18 protein-coding genes are annotated in these 19935 nt (G+C 73.4%); 14 read left to right on the plus strand and 4 right to left on the minus strand.

The features are described from left to right. Window positions 1–209 precede the first annotated feature (209 nt). From V1634_RS17325 to V1634_RS17335, 3 genes are all read left to right on the plus strand, one after another. Complete coding sequence (locus tag V1634_RS17325; RefSeq protein WP_331208867.1) at window positions 210–3098, plus strand: AfsR/SARP family transcriptional regulator; 2889 nt, start codon at window positions 210–212, stop codon at window positions 3096–3098. A 232-nt stretch (window positions 3099–3330) separates the two neighbouring features. After that, window positions 3331–3792: a peptide-methionine (R)-S-oxide reductase MsrB gene (gene msrB, locus V1634_RS17330; RefSeq protein ID WP_331208868.1), complete on the plus strand. Its 462-nt coding sequence runs from the start codon at window positions 3331–3333 to the stop codon at window positions 3790–3792. Window positions 3793–3866: 74 nt separating this feature from the next. After that, complete coding sequence (locus tag V1634_RS17335) at window positions 3867–4838, plus strand: hypothetical protein (protein WP_331208869.1); 972 nt, start codon at window positions 3867–3869, stop codon at window positions 4836–4838. 39 nt (window positions 4839–4877) lie between these two features. On the opposite strand, the gene V1634_RS17340 is transcribed toward V1634_RS17335, so the two are convergent. The 3 genes from V1634_RS17340 to V1634_RS17350 all read right to left on the minus strand — a co-directional run bounded on the left by V1634_RS17340 (window position 4878) and on the right by V1634_RS17350 (window position 7858). Continuing rightward, on the minus strand, window positions 4878–5990 hold the full coding sequence (locus tag V1634_RS17340) for an SdiA-regulated/phytase-like domain-containing protein (RefSeq protein ID WP_331208870.1): 1113 nt from the start codon (window positions 5988–5990) through the stop codon (window positions 4878–4880). 76 nt (window positions 5991–6066) lie between these two features. After that, window positions 6067–7242, minus strand: a complete 1176-nt coding sequence (locus V1634_RS17345) for an alpha/beta fold hydrolase (RefSeq protein ID WP_331208871.1) — start codon at window positions 7240–7242, stop codon at window positions 6067–6069. Between the two features lie 25 nt (window positions 7243–7267). Further along, complete coding sequence (locus V1634_RS17350) at window positions 7268–7858, minus strand: TetR/AcrR family transcriptional regulator (protein ID WP_331208872.1); 591 nt, start codon at window positions 7856–7858, stop codon at window positions 7268–7270. Between the two features lie 726 nt (window positions 7859–8584). Here V1634_RS17350 and V1634_RS17355 point away from each other — a divergent pair. The 5 genes from V1634_RS17355 (at window position 8585) to V1634_RS17375 (ending at window position 13247) form a co-directional block, all read left to right on the plus strand. Continuing rightward, entirely contained in the window at window positions 8585–9106 is a 522-nt protein-coding gene (locus tag V1634_RS17355; protein ID WP_331208874.1) for a flavin reductase family protein, read from the plus strand. Between the two features lie 67 nt (window positions 9107–9173). Then, window positions 9174–10265 carry an ABC transporter substrate-binding protein gene (locus V1634_RS17360; RefSeq protein WP_331208875.1) on the plus strand — a complete coding sequence of 364 codons (1092 nt, stop codon included), beginning with the start codon at window positions 9174–9176 and terminating at the stop codon, window positions 10263–10265. Further along, window positions 10262–11146, plus strand: a complete 885-nt coding sequence (locus V1634_RS17365) for an ABC transporter permease (protein ID WP_331208876.1) — start codon at window positions 10262–10264, stop codon at window positions 11144–11146. The genes V1634_RS17360 and V1634_RS17365 overlap by 4 nt, the downstream gene beginning before the upstream one ends. Continuing rightward, complete coding sequence (locus V1634_RS17370; protein WP_331208877.1) at window positions 11122–11892, plus strand: ABC transporter ATP-binding protein; 771 nt, start codon at window positions 11122–11124, stop codon at window positions 11890–11892. The genes V1634_RS17365 and V1634_RS17370 overlap by 25 nt, the downstream gene beginning before the upstream one ends. After that, window positions 11889–13247, plus strand: a complete 1359-nt coding sequence (locus tag V1634_RS17375; RefSeq protein WP_331208878.1) for an LLM class flavin-dependent oxidoreductase — start codon at window positions 11889–11891, stop codon at window positions 13245–13247. Before V1634_RS17370 ends, V1634_RS17375 begins: the two co-directional genes overlap by 4 nt. 95 nt (window positions 13248–13342) lie before the next feature. Here the strand turns inward: V1634_RS17375 and V1634_RS17380 are convergent, their stop codons facing one another. Continuing rightward, on the minus strand, window positions 13343–14071 hold the full coding sequence (locus tag V1634_RS17380; protein ID WP_331208879.1) for a class I SAM-dependent methyltransferase: 729 nt from the start codon (window positions 14069–14071) through the stop codon (window positions 13343–13345). Window positions 14072–14299: 228 nt separating this feature from the next. Between V1634_RS17380 and V1634_RS17385 the strand changes: the two genes are divergently transcribed. From V1634_RS17385 to V1634_RS17410, 6 genes are all read left to right on the plus strand, one after another. Further along, window positions 14300–15346, plus strand: coding sequence for a FecCD family ABC transporter permease (locus V1634_RS17385; RefSeq protein WP_331208880.1), 1047 nt, complete (start codon window positions 14300–14302; stop codon window positions 15344–15346). Further along, a complete protein-coding gene (locus V1634_RS17390) occupies window positions 15343–16401 on the plus strand; it encodes a FecCD family ABC transporter permease (RefSeq protein WP_331208881.1) in 1059 nt (352 codons plus the stop codon). Before V1634_RS17385 ends, V1634_RS17390 begins: the two co-directional genes overlap by 4 nt. After that, a complete protein-coding gene (locus tag V1634_RS17395) occupies window positions 16402–17217 on the plus strand; it encodes an ABC transporter ATP-binding protein (RefSeq protein WP_331208882.1) in 816 nt (271 codons plus the stop codon). Continuing rightward, window positions 17199–18149, plus strand: coding sequence for an ABC transporter substrate-binding protein (locus V1634_RS17400; RefSeq protein WP_331208883.1), 951 nt, complete (start codon window positions 17199–17201; stop codon window positions 18147–18149). Before V1634_RS17395 ends, V1634_RS17400 begins: the two co-directional genes overlap by 19 nt. A 189-nt stretch (window positions 18150–18338) precedes the next feature. Continuing rightward, the gene (locus V1634_RS17405) at window positions 18339–19154 is read left to right on the plus strand and encodes a sensor histidine kinase (RefSeq protein WP_331208884.1); all 816 of its coding nucleotides are present in this window, start codon (window positions 18339–18341) and stop codon (window positions 19152–19154) included. After that, window positions 19151–19891 carry a response regulator transcription factor gene (locus V1634_RS17410; RefSeq protein WP_331208885.1) on the plus strand — a complete coding sequence of 247 codons (741 nt, stop codon included), beginning with the start codon at window positions 19151–19153 and terminating at the stop codon, window positions 19889–19891. The genes V1634_RS17405 and V1634_RS17410 overlap by 4 nt, the downstream gene beginning before the upstream one ends. The last annotated feature ends 44 nt before the right edge of the window (window positions 19892–19935 follow it).

Here is a 19935-nt window from a genome sequence, read left to right on the forward strand (position 1 = left end):
TCTCCTAGCACTATAGGTGTACGGCACTGACGGTTGTCAAGGAGGACACCGACCGGCGCGCCGACCCGGACGACGTTCGGGCGTACGCCCGGAAACCGCCGTTGGTCCGATAGGCACATCAAGCGACGCTGATCTAAGTTCGACGGCAGTGGGCGCCGCACCGGATCACCCGCGCGCGGCGGCTGGTGGACGGAGGGCGGGGGGCGCTCGTGCGGATTCAGCTGCTCGGTCCGGTGCGGGCCTGGCGCGACGGCGAATCGCTCGACCTGGGGCCGGCGGCCCGACGGGTGGTGCTCGGCCTGCTGGCGCTGGCCGGCGGCAAACCACTGCAACGCGCCGAACTGATGAGCGGCCTCTGGTACGACCGGGAACCACCGACCAGCGCGGCGAACGTCATCCAGACCCACGTCAAGCACCTGCGCCGGCTACTCGAGCCGGAGCGGCGACCCCGGGACCAGGGCACCGTGCTGCGACTGGTCGGCGACGGCTACGCGCTGCACCTGCCCGACGCCGGGCTGGACGTCACAAGGTTCCGGCAGCGGATCGACGCCGCCACGACCGCGCAACGGCGTGGGCAACTGGACGCGGCGGCGGAACTGCTCGGCGAGGCACTGGCGCTGTGGCACGGTGCACCGCTGGCCGACGTACCCACCCTGGCCAGCCATCCGAAGGTGGTCGCGCTACTCGGCGAGCGGCAGTCGGCACTCGGCCGGTACGGCGAGGTGATGATCGCCGCCGGCCGGGCGGCCGAGGGACTGCCGATCCTGGCGGAGGCCGCGGTCGCCGCGCCACTGGACGAGGCCGCGCACGCGCGGCTGATCCGGGCGTACCACGCGGCCGGGCGGCGGGGGCAGGCGTTCGCCGCGTACCACGAGGTGCGCCGCCGGCTCGCCGACGACCTCGGCGTGGCCCCCGGGCCGGCGCTGGCGGCGGCGCACGCGGCGCTGCTGCACGACGAGGAGCCGACCGGCCGACCGGCCCGGGCGGAGACCGTGACCCTGCCGGCGGCGGCCCGCAGCGCCCCCAGGCCGGCGCAGCTTCCGGCGGACCTGACCGAGTTCACCGGCCGGACCGCCGAGCTGTCCCGGCTCGACGGTCTGCTGGACCGGGCGACCCGGCCGCCCGGACCGGGCGCGACGGTGATCGCCGTGGTCTCCGGCACGGCCGGGGTCGGCAAGACCACCCTGGCGGTGCACTGGGCGCACCAGGTGGCGCACCGGTTCCCGGACGGCCAGCTCTACGTCAACCTGCGCGGCTTCGACCCCGCCGGCCCGGCGGTGGATCCGGCCGAGGCGGTGCGGCAGTTCCTCGACGCGCTCGCGGTGCCCGCCAGGCGGATCCCGACCGACCTGGACGCCCAGGCGGCGCTCTACCGCAGCCAGATGTTCCACCGGCGGATGCTGGTGCTGCTGGACAACGCCCGGGACGCCGCCCAGGTCCGCCCGCTGCTGCCCGGCGGTCCCGGCTGCCTCGCCGTGGTCACCAGCCGGGCCCGGCTGGCAGACCTGGTCGCCATCGAGGGTGCCGGACCGGTACCGGTCGAACCGCTGCCGGCCCGGGAGGCCCGCGAACTGCTGCTGCGTCGAATCGGCGGGTCCCCGACCGGTGACGAGCCGCAGGCGGTGGCCGAGATCCTGGCCCGGTGCGCCGGGCTGCCGCTGGCGCTGGCGATCGTGGCCGCCCGGGTCGCCACCAGCCGGAACCTCTCCCTCGGCGAGCTGGCCGGCCAGTTGCGCCGGGGTGCCGACCGGTTGGACGCGTTGAGCACCGGTGACCCGACCACCGACCTGCGGGCGGTCTTCTCCTGGTCGTACCGGTCGCTCAGCCCCGCCGCCGCGCGACTCTTCCGGCTGCTCGGCCTGCACCCCGGGCCGGACCTCTCGGCCGCCGCCGCTGCCAGCCTCGCCGGCCGGCCGCTCGCCGAGACCCGCGAGACGCTGGCCGAACTGACCCGGTCCAACCTGGTCGGACAACGGTCCAACGGCCGGTACGCCCCGCACGACCTGCTGCGGGCGTACGCGGCCGAGGTGGCCGAACGGGTCGACTCGGAGCGGCGGCGCCGGGCCGCCGTCGACCGGCTGCTCGACCACTACCTGCACAGCGGGGACGCCGCCGACGCCCTGCTGCGGACCGAGCCGGCGCCCCTTCCGCTCGGCCGGATCCGTCCCGGGGTCACCCGGGAGCAACCGGTGGACCACCAGCGGGCGCTGGACTGGTTCGCCACCGAGCGTCTCGTGCTGCTGGCCGTCCTCGAGTACGCCGCCAGCACCGGGCGGGACGCCCGGACGTGGCAGCTCGGCTGGATCCTCGCCACCTATCTGGACCGCAGCAGCCACTGGTACGACCTGGTCGCCACCCAGCGCGCCGCGGTGACCGCCGCGCGCCGGCTGGCCGACCCGGCGGCCGAGGCCGTCGCACACCGGTTTCTCGCCCGGGCCTACACCCGGTTGGCCCGGCTCGACGACGCGGATGCCCAGCTCCGCAACGCGCTGGAGCTGTACGGCGATGCCGGTGACCAGGTCGGGCAGGGCCACACGCACCTGAACCTGGCGCTGATGTGGGAACGGCGGGGTCGGCTCTCCGAGGCGCTCGACCACGCCCGGCGGGGGCTCGGACTGCTCGAGGCGGCCGGCAATCGGCACGGGGAGGCGCGGGCGCGCAACGCGGTCGGCTGGTGCCTCACCCTGCTGGACGACCACTCCTCGGCACTGGCCTACTGCGAGCAGGCCCTCGCCCAGCTCCAGGAACTCGACGACCGCAACGGTCAGGCCAACACCTGGGGGAGTCTCGGGCGGGCGCACCACCACCTCGGCCACCGGGACCGGTCGCTGCGCTGCTACGACCAGGCGCTGCGGCTCTACCGGGCGATCGGTGACCGCCACCTGGAGGGCATCACGCTGTCGCATCTCGGCGACACCCACCACGCCTTCGGTGACCTGCGCGCCGCCGCCGACGTCTGGCGGGAGGCGCTGGAGGTGCTCGGCGAGGTCGACCACATCGAGGCGGGGGAGGTGCGCAGCAAGCTCGCCAGGCTCGACCATCCGGGCCAGGTCGTCGGGACCGTCGTCGGCGCCGAAGGGGCGGCCCACCGGTGGTGAGCCGGCCGTCGCCGGTGGTTCCGGCTCGGGTGCCCGGACCCGGAACCCGCCGGGCGCACCGGCCCGACCGCCCCCGAGCGGGTGCCCCGGACCACCCACGGCGCGGCCAGGGTTTCCGGCGCCGCCGGCCGGGTAGCAAACTCCGGCTCTGCCGCCCGCGCGACCAGCGCCGGCCGGTGGTGGTGCAGTGCCCGGCGTACCCGTCCGGGCAGGATCCGGGCAAGGAGGACTGGTGGTGTCGAAGGAGTACCGCAAGGACCCGGAGGCCATTTCCCGGCTGTCCGAGCAGCAGTACCACGTCACCCAGGAGAGCGGCACGGAACCGCCGTTCCGGAACGCCTACTGGGACACCAAGGAACCCGGCATCTACGTCGACGTCGTCTCCGGCGAGCCGCTGTTCGCCTCCGTCGACAAGTACGACAGCGGCACCGGCTGGCCGAGTTTCACCGCGCCGATCGAACCGGCGAACGTGGTGCAGATCGACGACACGACTCTCGGGATGGTGCGTACCGAGGTGCGGTCGGCGCACGGGGACAGCCACCTCGGCCATCTCTTCGACGACGGCCCACGGGACCGGGGCGGGATGCGGTACTGCATGAACTCCGCCTCGTTGCGCTTCGTACCGCTGGCCGACCTCGAACGCGAGGGCTACGGCGAGTACCGCCGACTCTTCGACGGCGCCGACGGGAGCTGACCCGCGCCGGCAATGGGCCGACGGGGTCGTCACGGCCAGCGGGGCGCGGACGGGACCTGATAGTGTCCGCCGCCGTGACTCTGCCGAGCGACATGAACCTGGCCTGGTCCGACCCGGTGCTGCAACACGCGGTCGACGCCCTGGCCTCCGGCGACCCGATCCCGGCGTACCGGGCCCTGGCCGAGAGCGCCGGTGGCCCGGAACGCCGTGAACTCTACGTCGACGTACTGGGCGACGCCGGGATCGCGCAGCTCGGCACCCTGCGGGCCGAGGCGGAACGGGCCGCCGACGACCCGCACTGGTGGCTGTTGTCCGGCTCGGCCATGCGCTCCGCCGCGTGGGCCGCGCGCGGCGCGGCTCAGCTGAAGTACACCTCGGAACGGCAGGTACGCGGATTGCTGGAGCTGTCCCGCGAGTCCCGGGACATGTTGCGACTGGCGGCGAAACTGGCGCCGGACGACCCGGCGCCGTGGACGGTCATGCAGAGTGTCGCCAAGGCGGCCCCGATCCACCCGGACGAGCCGCACGCGATCTGGAACCGGCTGCTCGCGCTCGCTCCGGACTCGTTCCTCGGCAACCACCAGCGGCTGAGCATCCTGTGCCGCAAGTGGTACGGCAGCACCGACCAGATGCTCGGCTTCACGCGTGAGCGCCGCACCACCCTGCCGGACGGGCACCCGCTGTGGTCGCTCGCGCCGCAGGCGTACATCGAGGTCTGGGTCGACGGCTGGATGGTCGGCAACCTGGCGACGCGGATGTACCGGGTGATGACCAGCGGCCCGTTGAAGAAGCGCGGCGCGCGGGCCGAGGTCGACGCGGCGTCGGACCGGTTCCTCGCCGGTGCCGCCGCCTACGCCGACCATCCCTGGCTGATGGTGGCGCACCAGATGTTCGGCGCCTACTACAGCAGGGCGGGAGTACGCGACCGGGCCCGGACCCACCTGGAGCGCGGCGGCGAGCGGGCGTCGTCCTGGCCGTGGGGCTACTTCCCGGGGGAGCAGCAGGCCGCGTTGACCAGTGCCAGGCGCTCGGTGGGGCTCCAGTAGGCCCGCGTCGCCCCCACATCTGCTCGGCCCGGGTGCCGGCTATCGACCCCGGCCGGACGGCCGGCGGCGGGCCCGCCAGATGGCGAATCCGCCGACCGCCACCAGGAACAGCAGGGTCAGTGCGACCGCGCCGACGAACCGGCCGGTCACCTCCTGGCTCGACTCCGCCGCCCGGTCCCGGTCGAGACGAGTGTCGTCCGGCGACGCCGGGGCGGCGGCACCGGCCGACGAGGAGGGCTTGGGCTCCCGGTTCGCCAACGGATAGCGCAGCAGCACCGGGTCGGCGGCGGACTCGCCCTCGGCCTTCTCCGAGAGGGTCAGCAGGGTCGTCCCGTCCGGGCCGTACGTCACCGTCTCACCCTGCGGTTCGTCGGGCAGCGGGATGATCCGGGGCGTCCCCTCGGTGACGGCGCGGACCACGTCGCCGTCGGTGACGTCGAACTCCAGGGCGTCGGCGTAGGTGCGCAGTACCACCCGGCTGCCGTCCGGGGCGACCGCGCCGCCGGTGACGAGCTGCCGGCCGAAGATCGAGAAGGGGTTGCTGGTGCTGCTCCTCGGCAGGGTGAACTGGCCGACCTTGCGCAGCGGGGTGGTCTGTCCGGCCCGCAGGCTCCGGGCCGGGGCGTAGAGCCCCGGGGTGCCGGAGTCCTTGGTGACGATGATCGGGGTGCCGTCGCCGGAGAGCAGCAACGCCTCCGCGTCGTGCGCGCCGTCCGGATAGCTGACCCGGTGCAGTACCGGCGACCGGGCACCCGGGGCCAGTTTCCAGAGCGCCACCGTCTCGCGTACCCGGTCGTTGTCGCCGATGTCACCGATCCAGATCGTGCCGTCCGGCGCCCGAACCAGGTCCTCGGTGTCCCGGGGGCGCGACGGGTAGCGGACGGTGCGGGTGACCGAACAGTCCCGGTCGAGGAAGAAGATCCGTCGCCGACTGTCCACATCGGAGCTGTCGTTGACCACCACGTAGCCGTCGTCGGTGGCGGCCAGCCCGGACACCTCGGGCAACCGCTCGTCGTCGACCGTGCAGACCGGGGTGCCGGCGGTGGCCCGGCTGCCGGCCGGCACCTGCCCGGCGGCGGCCGGCTCGCCCGCCGCGCCCCCCGCCGGAAGCGCCAGCACCGCCGCAGCCACGAGGATCACCAGGCGCCGCATCCGGCAAGTGTGGCACGGGGTTTCACGTTCCGGGCCGGTACCCGGCGGGGTCAGCCCATCGCGGGACCGCCGCCCGTCACACCACCTCCTGCGGTACCGGAAGGGTCTCCTCCCGTCCTGCCGGGGGCACCTGGCCGGTGCCTGGCTGCGGTCGTGTCCCGGCCGGTCCGGTGGCCCCGCCGGGCAGCCGTGACCCGTCGGCGGAGCCGGTGACGGTCGATCCGTTCCGGGGCGCGGCACCCGGGGCCGGGCCGGTGCCGGCGGCGCCGCGCGGCACGACGTAGGTTCCGTTCTCGTTCTCGCTCTCGGCGTGGTGGACGAAGTCGACCACCCGGCGTACGACCTCGGGATCGGCCAGGATGCGTGCGTGCCCGAGCCCGGTGGTGCGGTGCAGCCGGCCGGGCCAGGCGGTGGCCATGGTGACGCCGTCGGCCGGGTCCACCTCACGGTCCTTGCGGTCCTGCACGACCAGCAGCGGCGGCAGTTGACCCGCCGCGCGGGCCCGCGCTCCGAGGTCGTAGTCGGCGATCGGCCGGTCGACCAGCGACTCCATCCGGGCGATGAGCCGGGCACCGACCCGCGGGCCGATGCCGAGCGTCCGCTGGAACGCCTGGATGTAGGGGAGGGGGTCGGCCATCGGCGCGACCATCACCAGCCGGCGTACCGGCAGCCCGTCGAGGACGGCGAGCCCGGTCGCGCTGGCACCGAGCGAGTGGGCGATCACGGCGTGCGCCGGACCGTGGGCCCGGACGACCGCCACCAGCGCGTCGGCGAACTCGGCGAGTGTGCTGCGGTGTGGGCCGAGCGCGCCCGGTCCGGACCGGCCGTGGCTGGGCGCGTCCCAGGCGACCACCCGGTATCCGGCCGCCACCAGCGTGGGGACGAAGCCGTGCATCTGGCTGGCCGAACCGCCCCAGCCGTGTGCCAGGTAGACGAAGGGGCCGCTGCCCCAGGCCCGGCCGGTGACCGTACCGCCGGTGACGTCGACGGTGAAGGGGGCGCCGTCGTACGGGCCGGTGAAGGTGGCGGCTCCGGCGGGTCCGGCCGGCAGGGTGGGTGCGGTGGTGCGGCGGCGGGGCGGGGTGCACCAGAGCCGCAGCGCGAGCCGGCCGCCGGCCTCCGGCGCGAGGTGTTCGAGGTGTTCGAGGTGTTCGAGGGTACCGAAGAGGGCCCGGAACGTACCGACGACGGCGGCTCGGCGAAAGGAACGAACGATCGTGCTTTTTTTGCTCCGGACGTGTGGACTGGGCATGACGGCTCCTCGGGGTTGTGGTCGTTCAGCCGGACTTCGGTCGTGCGGCGTCGAGCAGGGCCTCGAAGGCCTGCCGGGTCCAGGTCTCGGTGCGCGGGTCGTTCAGCAGGCGCTGCGCGTGGAAAGCGCCGAGCATGACGCTGTGCAGGTCGTGGGCGAACCGCTCCGGATCGGCGGCCTCGTCGAACTGGCCCTCGGCGATCCCGGTCCGGAAGATCTGCGCGATGACGTCGGCGAGGTCCTTGTGGTCGGCGACCAGTTGGTCCCGGACCGCGCCCGGCTGGTCGTCGAACTCGGTGGAGGCCGAGACGAAAAGGCAGCCGGCGGCGACATCGACGCTGTTTATCCAATTCTCGAAGAGGGCCCGCAGTCGGGCCTCTCCCCGGGGGGCGCGCAGCGCGGGACGGACCACCTCGGCGCTGAAGGCGTCCCGGGCGTAGGCGAGCACCTGGAGGTGCAGCGCCTCCTTGGAGCGGAAGTGCGCGAAGAGCCCGCTCTTGGACATGTCGAGCCGGGCGGCGAGCGAGCCGATCGTCAGGCCGCCGAGACCGAGCCGGCTGGCGACCTCGGTCGCCTCCGCCAGCACCGCCTGTCGGGTGGCCGCACCCTTGCTCACCCCGCATTGATAGCACGGTCGTTCGCCTTCCGCCAAGGGTTTCCACAGGGAAGGACTCGCCCTGCCGGTCCGCGCGGCGCCGGTGGCGCGATATATCCAAAACCCCATCGGCTTAGTAGGTTGTCGGCGCCGGCTCGCCGTCTTCGACATCGTCGAAGTCACATCGTTGTTTAGCTGCTGTTACACGGATAAGGCCACGAGCGTTACCGATGTTTCGCGCCTGGTGCCCGTCCCGCTGACGGCTCGACTACGGTCGATTCTCACACTCTGGAAGGGCGTTGACCGGTTCCTGAGGGCGCCGCAGGATGGATCACATGCAGCGGCGATTCATCCTCCACCTCGTCAGCCGGCTGCACATCGACCTGGCGCGTCACGCCAGCGCGGGCTGTCCCCGCTGACCTCGACCCCCCGGCTCCCCGCCGGTCGCGGCGCCGGGCCGCCCGCGCATCCCGCCGCCCGCTGATCCGTCGCACGTCACCCCGCCGCACACCGTCGTGCGGGCGACCGCGCGCTGGCCGGCCCGGCGGCTGCCGGGTCTGCTCCGGCCGCGCCGGCTGAGCACCACACGCCCTCGCACGCCCTCGTGCGCCGATGCACACCTGCACGCACCACCGCACATCCCTTCCGGCCACCCGATGTCGGTACCACCCTCCGGAGTGGACCAGCAGCGGGGATGGTCGCTGCCCATCTGCCGCCGTCGGCGGCCGGACGGCTAGGAGAGACGTCATGACAATCACCCACGCGACGCCGATCGACGTACCTGCGCACAGCCCGATCGACGGGACGCGGTTCCGGGCACTGCTGCGCCGGCAGGCCGCCGCGGTGACCGTGGTGACCGCGGCCGGAGAACCACCGGTCGGCTTCACCGCCACCTCGTTCACCTCGGTCTCGCTGCACCCGCCGCTGGTCTCCTTCTGCCTGTCCCGGACGTCGTCGAGCTGGCCGACGGTGGCCCGTACCGGACACGTCGCCGTACACCTGCTGGCGCGTGGGCAGCACGAGGTGGCCCGTACCTTCGCGACCAGCGGCATCGACCGGTTCGCCCAGCATCCCGGCTGGCGACCCGGCCCGTACGGCGTGCCGCTGCTGGACGGGCCGGTGGCCTGGCTGGTCTGCCGGGTCGCCGAGCGGGTGGTCGCCGGTGACCACGCGATCGTGCTGGCCGAGCCGCTGGCCGGTGCACACACCGAGGACGGCGACGCGCCGCTGCTCTACCACATGGGGCGTTACGCCTCCCTCGCCGCCTGAACACCCCGCCGCCCCACCTTCGATCCAGTCCGCCGGCCCGACCGGGCCCGTCGCGCAGGAGTCCGCCATGCCATCTCCGCCCCATCCCGCCCTCCTCCGCCAGGGGCCGCCGGTACTCCGCCGGCGTACCCTCCTCGGCGCCGCCCTCGGGGTGGCCGCCGCCGGGCTCGCCGGCTGTGCCGGCGACGACGCCCCCACGGTCCGGCTCGCCTTCGACGCGCCCCTGCCCGCCGAGGTACCCGACGGCACGGTGCTGCGGGTCGGCGACAAGGAGATCCAGAAGGCGATCGAGTTCTCCGGCGAGGCGGAGAGGTTCAGCTTCGAGGTCTCCTGGGCGAACCTCAGCGGCGGCCCGGAAACCCTGGAGGCGTTCCGCGCCGACGCGCTCGACGTCGGCGCGGTCGCCGACATCCCGCCGATCCACGCCGCCTGGACCGGGCTGCCGACCCGGATCGTCGCGGCCAAGTTCCGGCAGGACCCGGTCAACCACCCGATCTACCAGCTCGGCGTCGCCCCCGGTGCCGGCGTCGGCAGCCTCGCCGACCTGCGCGGCAAGCGGATCGCCTACAGTCCCGGGCAGGCGCAGGGCGCGCTGGTGCTGCGGGTGCTGCACCGGGCCGGACTGGCCAGGGACGACGTCAAGCTGGTGGAACTGGCCAGCACCGGTGACGTGTACCCGACCGCGCTGGCCAGCCGGCAGGTCGACGTGGCGCCGATCGGCGGCATCAACATCAAGCGCTACCTGTCGAAGTACGGCAGGGACGGCGCCACCGCCATCCCGCACGGCCTGCGCGACGACCCCGGCCACCTCTACGCCCCGGAGCGGGTACTCCAGGATTCCGCGAAGGCGGCGGCGATCCGCGAGTACGTGCAGCGCTGGGCGCGGGCCTGGGTGTGGATCGCGCAGAACCCGGACGAGTGGATCGACCGGTACTACGTCAGGGACCAGGGACTGTCCGAACAGGACGGACGATGGCTGGTCGAGAACGCCGGGGTGCCGGAGATCCCGGCCGGGTGGTCCGAGGTGATCGCCCGGCACCAGCAGACCGTCGACCTGCTCGCGAAGGAGACCGGAAACAGGCCGCTGGACGCGGCCGACCTGTACGACCGGCGCTACGAGCCGCTCGGCGCCGCCGCGTTCCGGGAGGGAGTGAAGTGACCACCCAGGTTGATCCGGTGACCACCCGACCGGGTCCGGCGACGGTCCGCAGACCGCGGCGCAGGCCGTCGGCTCCCGCCGTACCCCGATCGGAGGCCCGTCGTCGACGCCGGCTCGGACCGGGCCGGCCGATCCCGTTCGGCGCGGCCGTCGGACCGCTGCTGCTGCTCGCGGTCTGGTCGGTCGGGTCGCTGACCGGCCTGCTCGACGAGCGGACCCTGTCGGCGCCGTGGACGGTGCTGGCCACCACCGGCGACCTGATCGCCAGCGGTCGGCTCCAGGAGAGCCTGCTGATCTCCACGCAGCGGGCCGGACTCGGCCTGGTCTTCGGGGTGCTGATCGGCACGGTGCTCGCCCTGGTCGCCGGGCTGAGCCGGTGGGGCGAGGCGATCATCGACGGGCCGGTCCAGATCAAGCGGGCCATCCCCGCACTCGCGCTGCTGCCGCTGCTGATCCTCTGGCTCGGCATCGACGAGCGGATGAAGGTCGTCACCATCGTGCTCGGCGTCCTCGTACCGGTCTACATCCACACCCACAACGGACTGCGCGGCATCGACGCGCGCTATGTGGAACTGGCCGAGTCGCTGCGGCTGCGCCCCGCCGAGTTCGTCCGCCGGGTGGTGCTGCCGGGCGCGCTCCCCGGCTTCCTGCTCGGGCTGCGCTTCGCGGTGGTCTCCGCCTGGCTCGCCCTGGTGGTGGTCGAACAGATCAACTCGACCAGCGGGATCGGCTACCTGATGGAGCTGGCCCGACAGTACGGCCAGACCGACATCATCATCGTCGGTCTGGTGCTCTACGGCATCCTCGGACTGCTCTCCGACGGCGCCGTCCGGCTCGTGCAGAGGAGGGCACTGTCATGGCGACGCACCCTGGCGGACTGACCGTCGACACCCGGGACGATCCCGGTACCCGGCGGGTGGTCCGGGTGCGGGGCCTGAGCCGGCGCTTCGGCGGGCGTACCGTGCTCGACGGGCTCGACCTGGAGATCGGCGAGAACGAGTTCGTCGCCCTGCTGGGCCGCAGCGGCTCGGGCAAGAGCACCCTGCTGCGGGCGCTGGCCGGGCTCGACCCGGACGTGTCCGGTGCCGGAGAGGTCGACGTACCGGCGAACTCCTCGGTGATCTTCCAGGACGCCCGGCTGCTGCCCTGGCAGCGGGTACTGGCCAACGTGGTCCTCGGGTCGAGGGGCGCGGCGGCGTACCGGCGCGGCCGGGAACGGCTCGCCGAGGTCGGGCTGGCCGGCCGGGAACGGGCCTGGCCCAACCAGCTCTCCGGCGGCGAGCAGCAGCGGGTCGCGCTGGCCCGCGCGCTGGTCGGCGAGCCGAGGCTGCTGCTCGCCGACGAGCCGTTCGGCGCGCTGGACGCACTGACCCGGATCCGGATGCACCGCCTGCTCCGGGAACTCTGCCAGCGGCACCGGCCGGCGGTGCTGCTGGTCACCCACGACGTGGACGAGGCGGTCGCGCTCGCCGACCGGGTACTGGTGCTCGAGGAGGGCCGGATCACCGTGGACATCCCGATCGATCTGCCGGCGCCGCGCCAGCACCGGCACCCGCGTTTCCTGGAACACCGCGAGCGGCTGCTCGCCGCCCTGGGCGTCACCTCCACCGAGGAGGGCCCCCGATGAGTCGACGGCCGGGCACCCTGCACCTGAACGCGTTCCTGATGGGGGTCGGGCATCACGAGGCGGCCTGGCGGCTGCCGGAGAGCGACCCGTTCGCGCACACCGACGTCCGGCACTTCCAGGAACTGGCCCGGATCGCCGAGCGCGGCAAGCTCGACTCGGTGTTCCTGGCCGACAGCCCGGTGCTGTGGAACAACGTCGGCCGCCGGCCGTCGGGGGCGCTGGAGCCGACCGTACTGCTCACCGCGCTGGCCGGGGTGACCGAGCAGATCGGACTGATCGCCACCGCGTCCACGACCTACAACGAGCCGTTCAACCTGGCCCGGCGGTTCGCCTCGGTGGACCACGTCAGCGGCGGCCGGGCCGGCTGGAACATCGTCACCACCGCCGGTGCGGACGCGGCCCGCAACTTCAACCTGGACGAGTTGCCCGCACACCGGGACCGCTACGAGCGCGCCGCCGAGTTCATCGAGGTGTCCCGCAAGCTCTGGGACAGCTGGGCCGACGACGCCGCGCTGGGCGACAAGGCGGCCGGGGTCTGGGGCGACCAGGACCGGATCTTCCCACCCGGGCACGTCGGGCGCTTCTTCAAGGTGGCCGGGGCGCTCAACGTGCCGCGCCCGCCGCAGGGCTATCCGCTGCTGGTCCAGGCCGGCTCATCCGCCGACGGCAGGGAACTGGCCGCCCGGTACGCCGAGGCGGTCTTCACCGCCCAGCAGACCCTGGCCGAGGCGCGCGCGTTCTACGCCGAGCTGAAGGCCCGGACCCGGGCGCTGGGGCGGGACCCGGAGGGGATCAAGATCCTCCCCGGCATCGTGCCGGTACTCGGCGGCACCGAGGCCCAGGCGCACGCCCTGGCGGACGAGCTGGACCGGCTGATCGTCCCGGAGCACGCCAGGCGGCAGCTCGCGATCACGCTCGGCATCTCCCCGGACGACCTGCACCTGGACCGGGAACTGCCGGCAGACCTGCCGGACGAGGAGCAGATCGAGGGGGCGAAGAGCCGCCGTGCCCTGATCGTCGCGCTGGCCCGCCGGGAGCGGCTGACCGTACGCCAGCTCATCGGTCGGCTCGGCGGTGGTCGCGGGCACCGCACCTTCGCCGGTACGCCGGAGCAGGTCGCCGACGCGATCGAGGAGTGGTGGCAGCACGGGGCCGCGGACGGCTTCAACGTGATGCCGCCGGTGCTCCCCTCCGGGCTGGTCGCCTTCGTCGAGCAGGTGGTGCCGATCCTGCAACGGCGGGGGCTGTTCCGTACCGCCTACCCCGGTCGTACCCTGCGGGACAACTACGGCCTGCCCCGCCCCGCCAACCGGTTCCGCGCCGGGGCGCTCGCGGGCGCCGTCCCGCCGGACTGACCCCGGTTCCGTCGCCGACCGGCTCGGCCCGCCGCTCCGGCACTGCCTGGCCGGGCGGCGGGAAGCTGGAGTGCTGTTCCGGTGGCGCCGCCGCGTCAGGGCGTGCGTCGGGCGACGAAGACGAACTCCCGGCCGGGACGGTCCGGTGCGTCGCGCACGTCGAGGACCCGGTAGCCGTTGGCGGCAAGGCTCGCCGTCACCTCGTCGCGCTGCCGGAACCGGAGGGTGGAGTCCGAGGTGACGACCGTGCCGTGCGCCAGGAACCGGTAGACGTACCGGAAGGAGACGAACGGAAGGCTGACGTCGGTGACCTCCAGGCGCCGCTGCACCGGACCGGTGCCCGGGATTTCCAGGGTGACCGGGTGCACCGTGCCCGCCGACTCCTGCCAGGCACGGCGTTCCGGCCGCCGGGTCTCGAAGACGAGGTGGCCGTCCGGGCGGAGCGCGGCGTGGATGCCCTGGAGGGTCCGCGCCCAGTCGTCGTCGGTCAGGAAGACCTGGGCGACGTTACCGGTCATCGTCGCCAGATCGGCCTCGATCGGTGGCAGCGCCGTGCAGTCACCGTGGATCCAGCGGACCTGTCCCGCCCGGTCCTTGCTTCGCGCGACCCGCAACGACGCCTCGGCCGGGTCGACGCCCACCACCGAACGGCCGTGCCGAGCGAGCAGGATCGCCAGCGATCCGGTGCCGCAACCGACGTCGAGCACCGTACCCGCGGCCAGCTCGTCGGCGATCGCGAGATAGCCGGGCAGGTCGTCGCGGTCTCCGTCGAAGGCGTCGTAGACGGGTGCGAGCAGCGGGTGGGCAAAGATCGCGTCCGGCATCCGGCGACGGTATCGGCCGTCGTGCCGGCCGGGTAACGCCCACCTCGGCCGCTCTTGGTCAACGATCGGTTGCCGAGTGTGAGGTCCGGGTGTGGCATCGGCGCCGGGTTGCTCCGCCCGGTGCTCCGGTGCAGGTCGCGGCGGTGAGATCCGTCATCCCGGTTAGGCGCGCCAGGTCGGGAATCGTAAGGTTAGCCGAACCTAATTCGAAGGGTGCGGGGAAACATCGTGACGACGGTAGCGGCCGAGGTCACCAGGACCGGAACCCGGCCGAGCCGCCGGGTCGGCCGGCGCGTCGCGGTCACCGGTGCGGTGGGCGTACTGCTGGTCCTGACGGTACTGGCCAGTCTCGCACTCGGCAGCAAGCCGCTCGCACCCGCCCAGGTGTGGCACGCGCTCATCGCACCGGACGGCGGCGAGGCGAGCACCATCGTCCGGGAACTGCGCGTCCCGCGTACCCTGCTCGGCCTCGTGGTGGGTCCCGCGCTCGCGCTGGCCGGGGTACTGCTCCAGGCGCTGACCCGCAACCCGTTGGCCGAGCCACGGATCCTCGGGGTCAGCGCCGGCGCGTCCCTCGGCGTGGTGCTCGCCATCGCGGTGTTCGGGGTTGCCAGCCTGGCCGGGTACGTCTGGTTCGGTGTCGTCGGTGCACTCCTCGCCGGCCTGCTCGTCTTCGGCATCGCCAACCGGGCCCGCGAGGGTGCCAGCCCGGTGACCCTGGCCCTGGTCGGCGTCGCCCTGGACGCCAGCCTCGGCGCGACGGTGATCGCCCTGCTCACCGTCGACGCCCGCACCTTCGAGGAGTACCGCTTCTGGGTCGTCGGCGGTCTGACCGGCCGGGACGCCGCCGTCGCCGGCCAGGTCGCACCGTTCGTGGTCGCCGGCGTCCTGCTGGCCCTCTTCGCCGCCCGTGGCCTCGACGCGCTCGCGCTCGGCGACGACGTCGCCCGCGGGCTCGGCCACCGGATCGGGCTGGTCCGGCTCGCCGGGGGAGCGGGTGCCGTACTCATGATCGGGGCGGCGGTCGCCGCGGCCGGGCCGATCGCGTTCGTCGGGCTCGCCGTGCCGCACCTGGCCCGCGCCCTGGTTGGCGCCGACCATCGCTGGACCCTCGCGGTGGCGGCACTGCTCGGGCCGGCGCTGCTGCTCTCCGCCGACGTCATCGGCCGGCTCGTCGCGCCGCCCGGCGAGGTCCCGGCCGGCATCGTCACCGCGCTGCTCGGCGCGCCGCTGCTGGTCGTGCTGATCCGTCGGGCCCGGGTGGTGACCGCGTGACCGGCCGGAGCGAGACGACGACGGCGGTGCCGCTGGGGCGTACCCAGCTCCGGCTCGGCCCCACCCGGCTGGTCGTACGGCACCGGCCGCTGCTGGTCGGCGGGGTCCTGGTCGTGCTGCTCGCCGCCGCCGTGGTGCTGGCGCTGTCGCTCGGCACCCCGTACGTCGCCCCGCAGGACGTACTCGCGTCGCTGCTCGGTACCGGCACCCGCTACGACCTCGTCGTCCTCGAACTGCGGCTGCCCCGGGTGGTCCTGGCGGTGGCGGTCGGGGCGGTCTTCGGCATCGCCGGCACGCTGATCCAGACCGTCGCCCGCAACCCGCTGGCCAGTCCCGACGTCATCGGCGTCAGCCAGGGGGCCGGACTCGCCGCCACAGTGGCGCTGACCACCGGGGCGAGCGCCGCACTGATCGCCCCCGCCGCGCTCGCCGGTGGACTCCTCGCGGCGGTCGCGGTGCTGCTGCTCGGTCTGCGGCACGGGCTCGCCGCACAGCGGTTCGTGCTGGCCGGGGTCGCCGTCGCGGTGGCGCTGCGGGCGCTGACCGAGGTGGTGATGCTCTCGGCGGACCCGATCGACGGGATCCGGGCGCAGATCTGGCTGGTCGGCACGCTGGCCGGCAAGGGCTGGACGGAGGCGGCGTACCTCGGGGTGACCCTGCTGGTGCTGCTGCCGGTGCTGGCCTGGGCCGGCTGGGCGCTCAACGGCAGCGCACTCGACGACGACACCGCGCGGGGAATCGGGCTGCGCCCGGTCGCCCGCCGGGTCGGCCTGGCCACCACCGGGGTACTGGCCGCCGCGATGGTCACCGCGCAGGTCGGCGCGGTGGACTTCGTGGCCCTGGCCGCCCCGCAGATGGCCCGGCGGCTGGTCCGGGCCGAACGGCCGCCGCTGTTCTGCGCCGCCCTGGTCGGGGCTCTGCTGGTGGTCCTCGCCGATCTCGCCGGCCGCCGGCTCTTCGCCCCCACCCAGCTTCCGGCCGGGGTACTGACCGCCGCCCTCGGCGGGCCGTACCTGATCTACCTGCTGCTCCGTGGCCGACGGAAGGTCTCCTAGATGCTCTCCACCCGCGATCTCACGGTCGGGTACGAGGACCGGACCGTCCTCGACGGTCTCGACCTGGAACTGCCCGCCGACGCGTTCACCGTCATCGTCGGACCGAACGCCTGCGGCAAGTCGACGCTGCTGCGGACCATGGCCCGGCTGCTCACCCCGCGCCGGGGTGCGGTGCTGCTCGACGGGGAGGCGATCCGGGACCTGCCGACCCGGGCGGTCGCCCGCCGGCTGGGCGTACTGCCGCAGAGCCCGCTGGTGCCGGAGGGGGTGACCGTGCTCGACCTGGTCGGCCGGGGGCGGCAGCCGTACCAGCGGTGGTGGCGGCAGTGGTCCCCGGAGGACGAGGTCGCGGTCCGCGAGGCGATGGTGCTGGCCGACGTCGCGGCGCTGGCGCAGCGCCCCGTGGACACCCTCTCCGGCGGGCAGCGGCAGCGGGTCTGGATCGCCATGACGCTGGCCCAGGACACCGAGGCGCTGCTGCTCGACGAGCCGACCACCTTCCTCGACCTGGCCCATCAGGTGGAGGTGCTCGACCTGCTGCACCGGCTGCGTACCGAACGCGGCCGGACCGTCGTCGCCGTCCTGCACGACCTCAACCAGGCCGCCCGGTACGCCGACCACCTGGTCGCGATGCGGGACGGCGCGGTGGTCGCGGCCGGGCCGCCCCGGCAGATCCTCACCGCGGACCTGGTCCGCGACGTCTTCGGGCTCGACTGCGTCGTCGTGCCCTGCCCGGTGACCGGGGCGCCACTGGTCGTCCCGGCCCTGGGCACGCTGTCCCTGCAGAAAGGTTCCTCATGCGCCGCACAGTCATAACCCTGCTCACCGTCGCCGCCCTCGGCGCCGGCCTGGCCGGCTGCACCAGCAGCGACCCGGTGGTCGGGGAGGAGGCCGGGGCAGCCACCCGGACCGTCACCCACGCGATGGGCAGCACCGAGGTGCCGGCGCAGCCGAAGCGGGTCGTCGTACTCGACTCCGACAAGATCGACACCGCTCTCTCGCTCGGGGTGGTGCCCATCGGCGCCGCGCAGGCCGGCGAGGTGGCCGGCTGGCCCTCGTACTTCGGTGCGGAGAAGGTCGCCGGGATCAAGCAGGTCGGCCTGCTCACCGAGCCAGACCTGGAGGCGATCACCGCGCTCCAGCCGGACCTGATCCTCGGCAGCAAGTTCCGGCAGGAGAAGTTCTACGACGAGCTGTCCGCCATCGCCCCGACCGTCTTCACCGAGCGGGTCGGGATCACCTGGAAGGAGAACTTCCTCCTCGACGGGCAGGCGCTCGGCAAGGAGCAGGAGGCCAAGGACCTGCTGGCCGCGTACGAGAAGCGGGCGAAGGACCTCGGTGCCAAGCTCGGCGACCCCGCCGCCCGGAAGATCTCGATCGTCCGTTTCCGGCCCACCGAGATCCGGGTGTACGGCCCGGAGTCCTTCTCCGGCCTCGTCCTCGGTGACGTCGGACTGGGCCGGCCGGAGCGCCAACTGCTGGCGAACAAGGAGGACAAGCGGTTCGACAAGGTGAGCCCGGAACGGATCTCCGAGGTCGACGGGGACATCATCTTCGTCACCGCGTTCGGCGAGAAGGCCGCCGCCGAGCAGGCGAAGGTGACCGGCGGCAGCCTCTGGAAGAACCTCCCGGCGGTCAAGGCCGGCAAGGCGTACGTGGTGGCCGACGAGACCTGGATGACCGGGATCGGTGTCACCGCGGCCGGCAAGATCCTCGACGACCTGGAGAAGCACGTCCCGGCCGCCTGACCCCGACCGCCCGGCCGGGACCGTCGCCCGGCGACAGCGCGGATCCCGGTGACGCGCGTACGATCAGCGACATCGACAAGCTTCAGGACGTCCTCCGCCGCCCGCTCGACCCGATGGCGGCGGCGGAGGGCGGGCGCCCCGGCGTACACCCGCCGGAGTGACCCGGACCCCGGCCGACGGATGGGACCGATGTGGCTCGTGACGCTCGCGCTGCTGGCCGGTGGTTTCACCGGCGCGGGTCTGATGGCGCTGCGCGGCCGTCGCAGCCGCGCCCGGCTCCGGGCCGAACTCGTCGAGTTGGAGCAGTCGGTGCAGCGGCGGGCCGACCAGGTGACCTCGCTCAGCCACGAACTGCGAACCCCGCTCAGCATGATCAAAGGGGCGGTGGACCTGCTCCGAGAGGGGATGCCGGGTCCGCTGACTCCGGCGCAGGGCCGGCTACTCCAGGTGCTCGACCACCAGTCCACCCAGGTGATCGGGCTCTGTGAGAGCCTGCTGACCCAGGCGAAGATCGAGGCGGGGCTCTTCGTCCCGAAACTGGAACGGGTGGACCTGTCGGTGGTCGCCCGGGACGTCGTCACCGCGATGCGTCCACTCTGCGCGCAGCGGCAACAGCGGATCAGCCTGGACGCCCCGCAGGTGACGCCGAGGATCGAGGCCGACCCGATGCTGCTGGCCCAGGCCATGACCAACCTGCTCTCCAACGCCAGCCGGTTCACCACCACCGGTGGCAGCATCGACGTCAGGGTGACGCCGATCGACACCGGGATCGCCGTCTACGTGACCGACGACGGGGCCGGGATGAGCCGGGAGGAGCGGCACCGGCTGTTCCACCGGTTCGCCACCGGCCGACCGCTGGCCGACGGGACCGGGCTCGGCCTGGTCATCACCAAGACGATAGTGGAGCTACACGGAGGCGAGATCATGGTGCACACCGCGTCGCAGCGGGGAACCACGTTCCTCTTCACCCTGCCCCGGACCGCGCCGGCCGGTAGCGGGTCGTGACCGCTCCGGTCGAAGCCGGGTCCGATCGTTCGGGCCCGACGGCCCTGGTCGTCGACGACGAACCGCAGATGACGGTGATCGTCGAGTTCGCCCTGCAGACCCAGGGGTTCTCCGTGCTCGTCGCGCACGACGGCGCGACCGCGCTGCACCTGCTGCGGACCCGGCCGATCGACCTGGTCGTGCTGGACGTGCTCATGCCGACCATGGACGGGTTGAGCCTCTGCCAGCGCATCCGCGCCCGGTCCGAGGTCCCGATCATGCTGCTCACCGCCCTCTCCCAACAGGACGACGTGATCGCCGGGCTGGAGCACGGAGCCGACGACTACGTGACGAAGCCGTTCCACCCCCGGGAGGTGGCGCTGCGGGCCCAGGCGCTGGTACGCCGCCGCCGCGACACCGGCTCCGCTATCCGGGTCGACAAGCTGGTGGTCGACCTGACCAACCGGACCGTCGTACTCGCCGGTCGTCAGCTCGACCTGCCGTACACCGAGTTCCAGCTGCTCGCCCACCTCGCGGCCCGACGCGGCACCCCGCAGTCCTGGCAGGACCTGCTCCGCGAGGTGTGGGGGACGACCGACCTGATCGGCGGCCGGGACGTGGTCAAGTCCACCGTCTACCGGCTGCGCTCCCGGTTGGCGGCGACCCCGGACGGAGCGGGATACATCCGTACCCTGCGCGGTGTCGGCTATCTGATGCCGGACTCCCTGGGTGACACCCTCGGGGGCGGATCCGGGTAACAGCGGTGTCACCAGGGCTCACGGACGTGTTACCGGAGTCGCTG

Source organism: Plantactinospora veratri, from assembly GCF_036421995.1.
Classification (GTDB): Bacteria; Actinomycetota; Actinomycetes; order Mycobacteriales; family Micromonosporaceae; genus Plantactinospora; species Plantactinospora veratri.

Coding starts and splice junctions, on each gene's coding strand:
- V1634_RS17400 (WP_331208883.1), top strand. CDS start 17,199: ATGCGCCGCACAGTCATAACCCTGCTCACCGTCGCCGCCCTCGGCGCC.
- V1634_RS17340 (WP_331208870.1), bottom strand. CDS start 5,990: ATGCGGCGCCTGGTGATCCTCGTGGCTGCGGCGGTGCTGGCGCTTCCG.
- V1634_RS17360 (WP_331208875.1), top strand. CDS start 9,174: ATGCCATCTCCGCCCCATCCCGCCCTCCTCCGCCAGGGGCCGCCGGTA.
- V1634_RS17375 (WP_331208878.1), top strand. CDS start 11,889: ATGAGTCGACGGCCGGGCACCCTGCACCTGAACGCGTTCCTGATGGGG.
- V1634_RS17355 (WP_331208874.1), top strand. CDS start 8,585: ATGACAATCACCCACGCGACGCCGATCGACGTACCTGCGCACAGCCCG.
- V1634_RS17405 (WP_331208884.1), top strand. CDS start 18,339: ATGTGGCTCGTGACGCTCGCGCTGCTGGCCGGTGGTTTCACCGGCGCG.
- V1634_RS17345 (WP_331208871.1), bottom strand. CDS start 7,242: ATGCCCAGTCCACACGTCCGGAGCAAAAAAAGCACGATCGTTCGTTCC.
- V1634_RS17395 (WP_331208882.1), top strand. CDS start 16,402: ATGCTCTCCACCCGCGATCTCACGGTCGGGTACGAGGACCGGACCGTC.
- V1634_RS17380 (WP_331208879.1), bottom strand. CDS start 14,071: ATGCCGGACGCGATCTTTGCCCACCCGCTGCTCGCACCCGTCTACGAC.
- V1634_RS17370 (WP_331208877.1), top strand. CDS start 11,122: ATGGCGACGCACCCTGGCGGACTGACCGTCGACACCCGGGACGATCCC.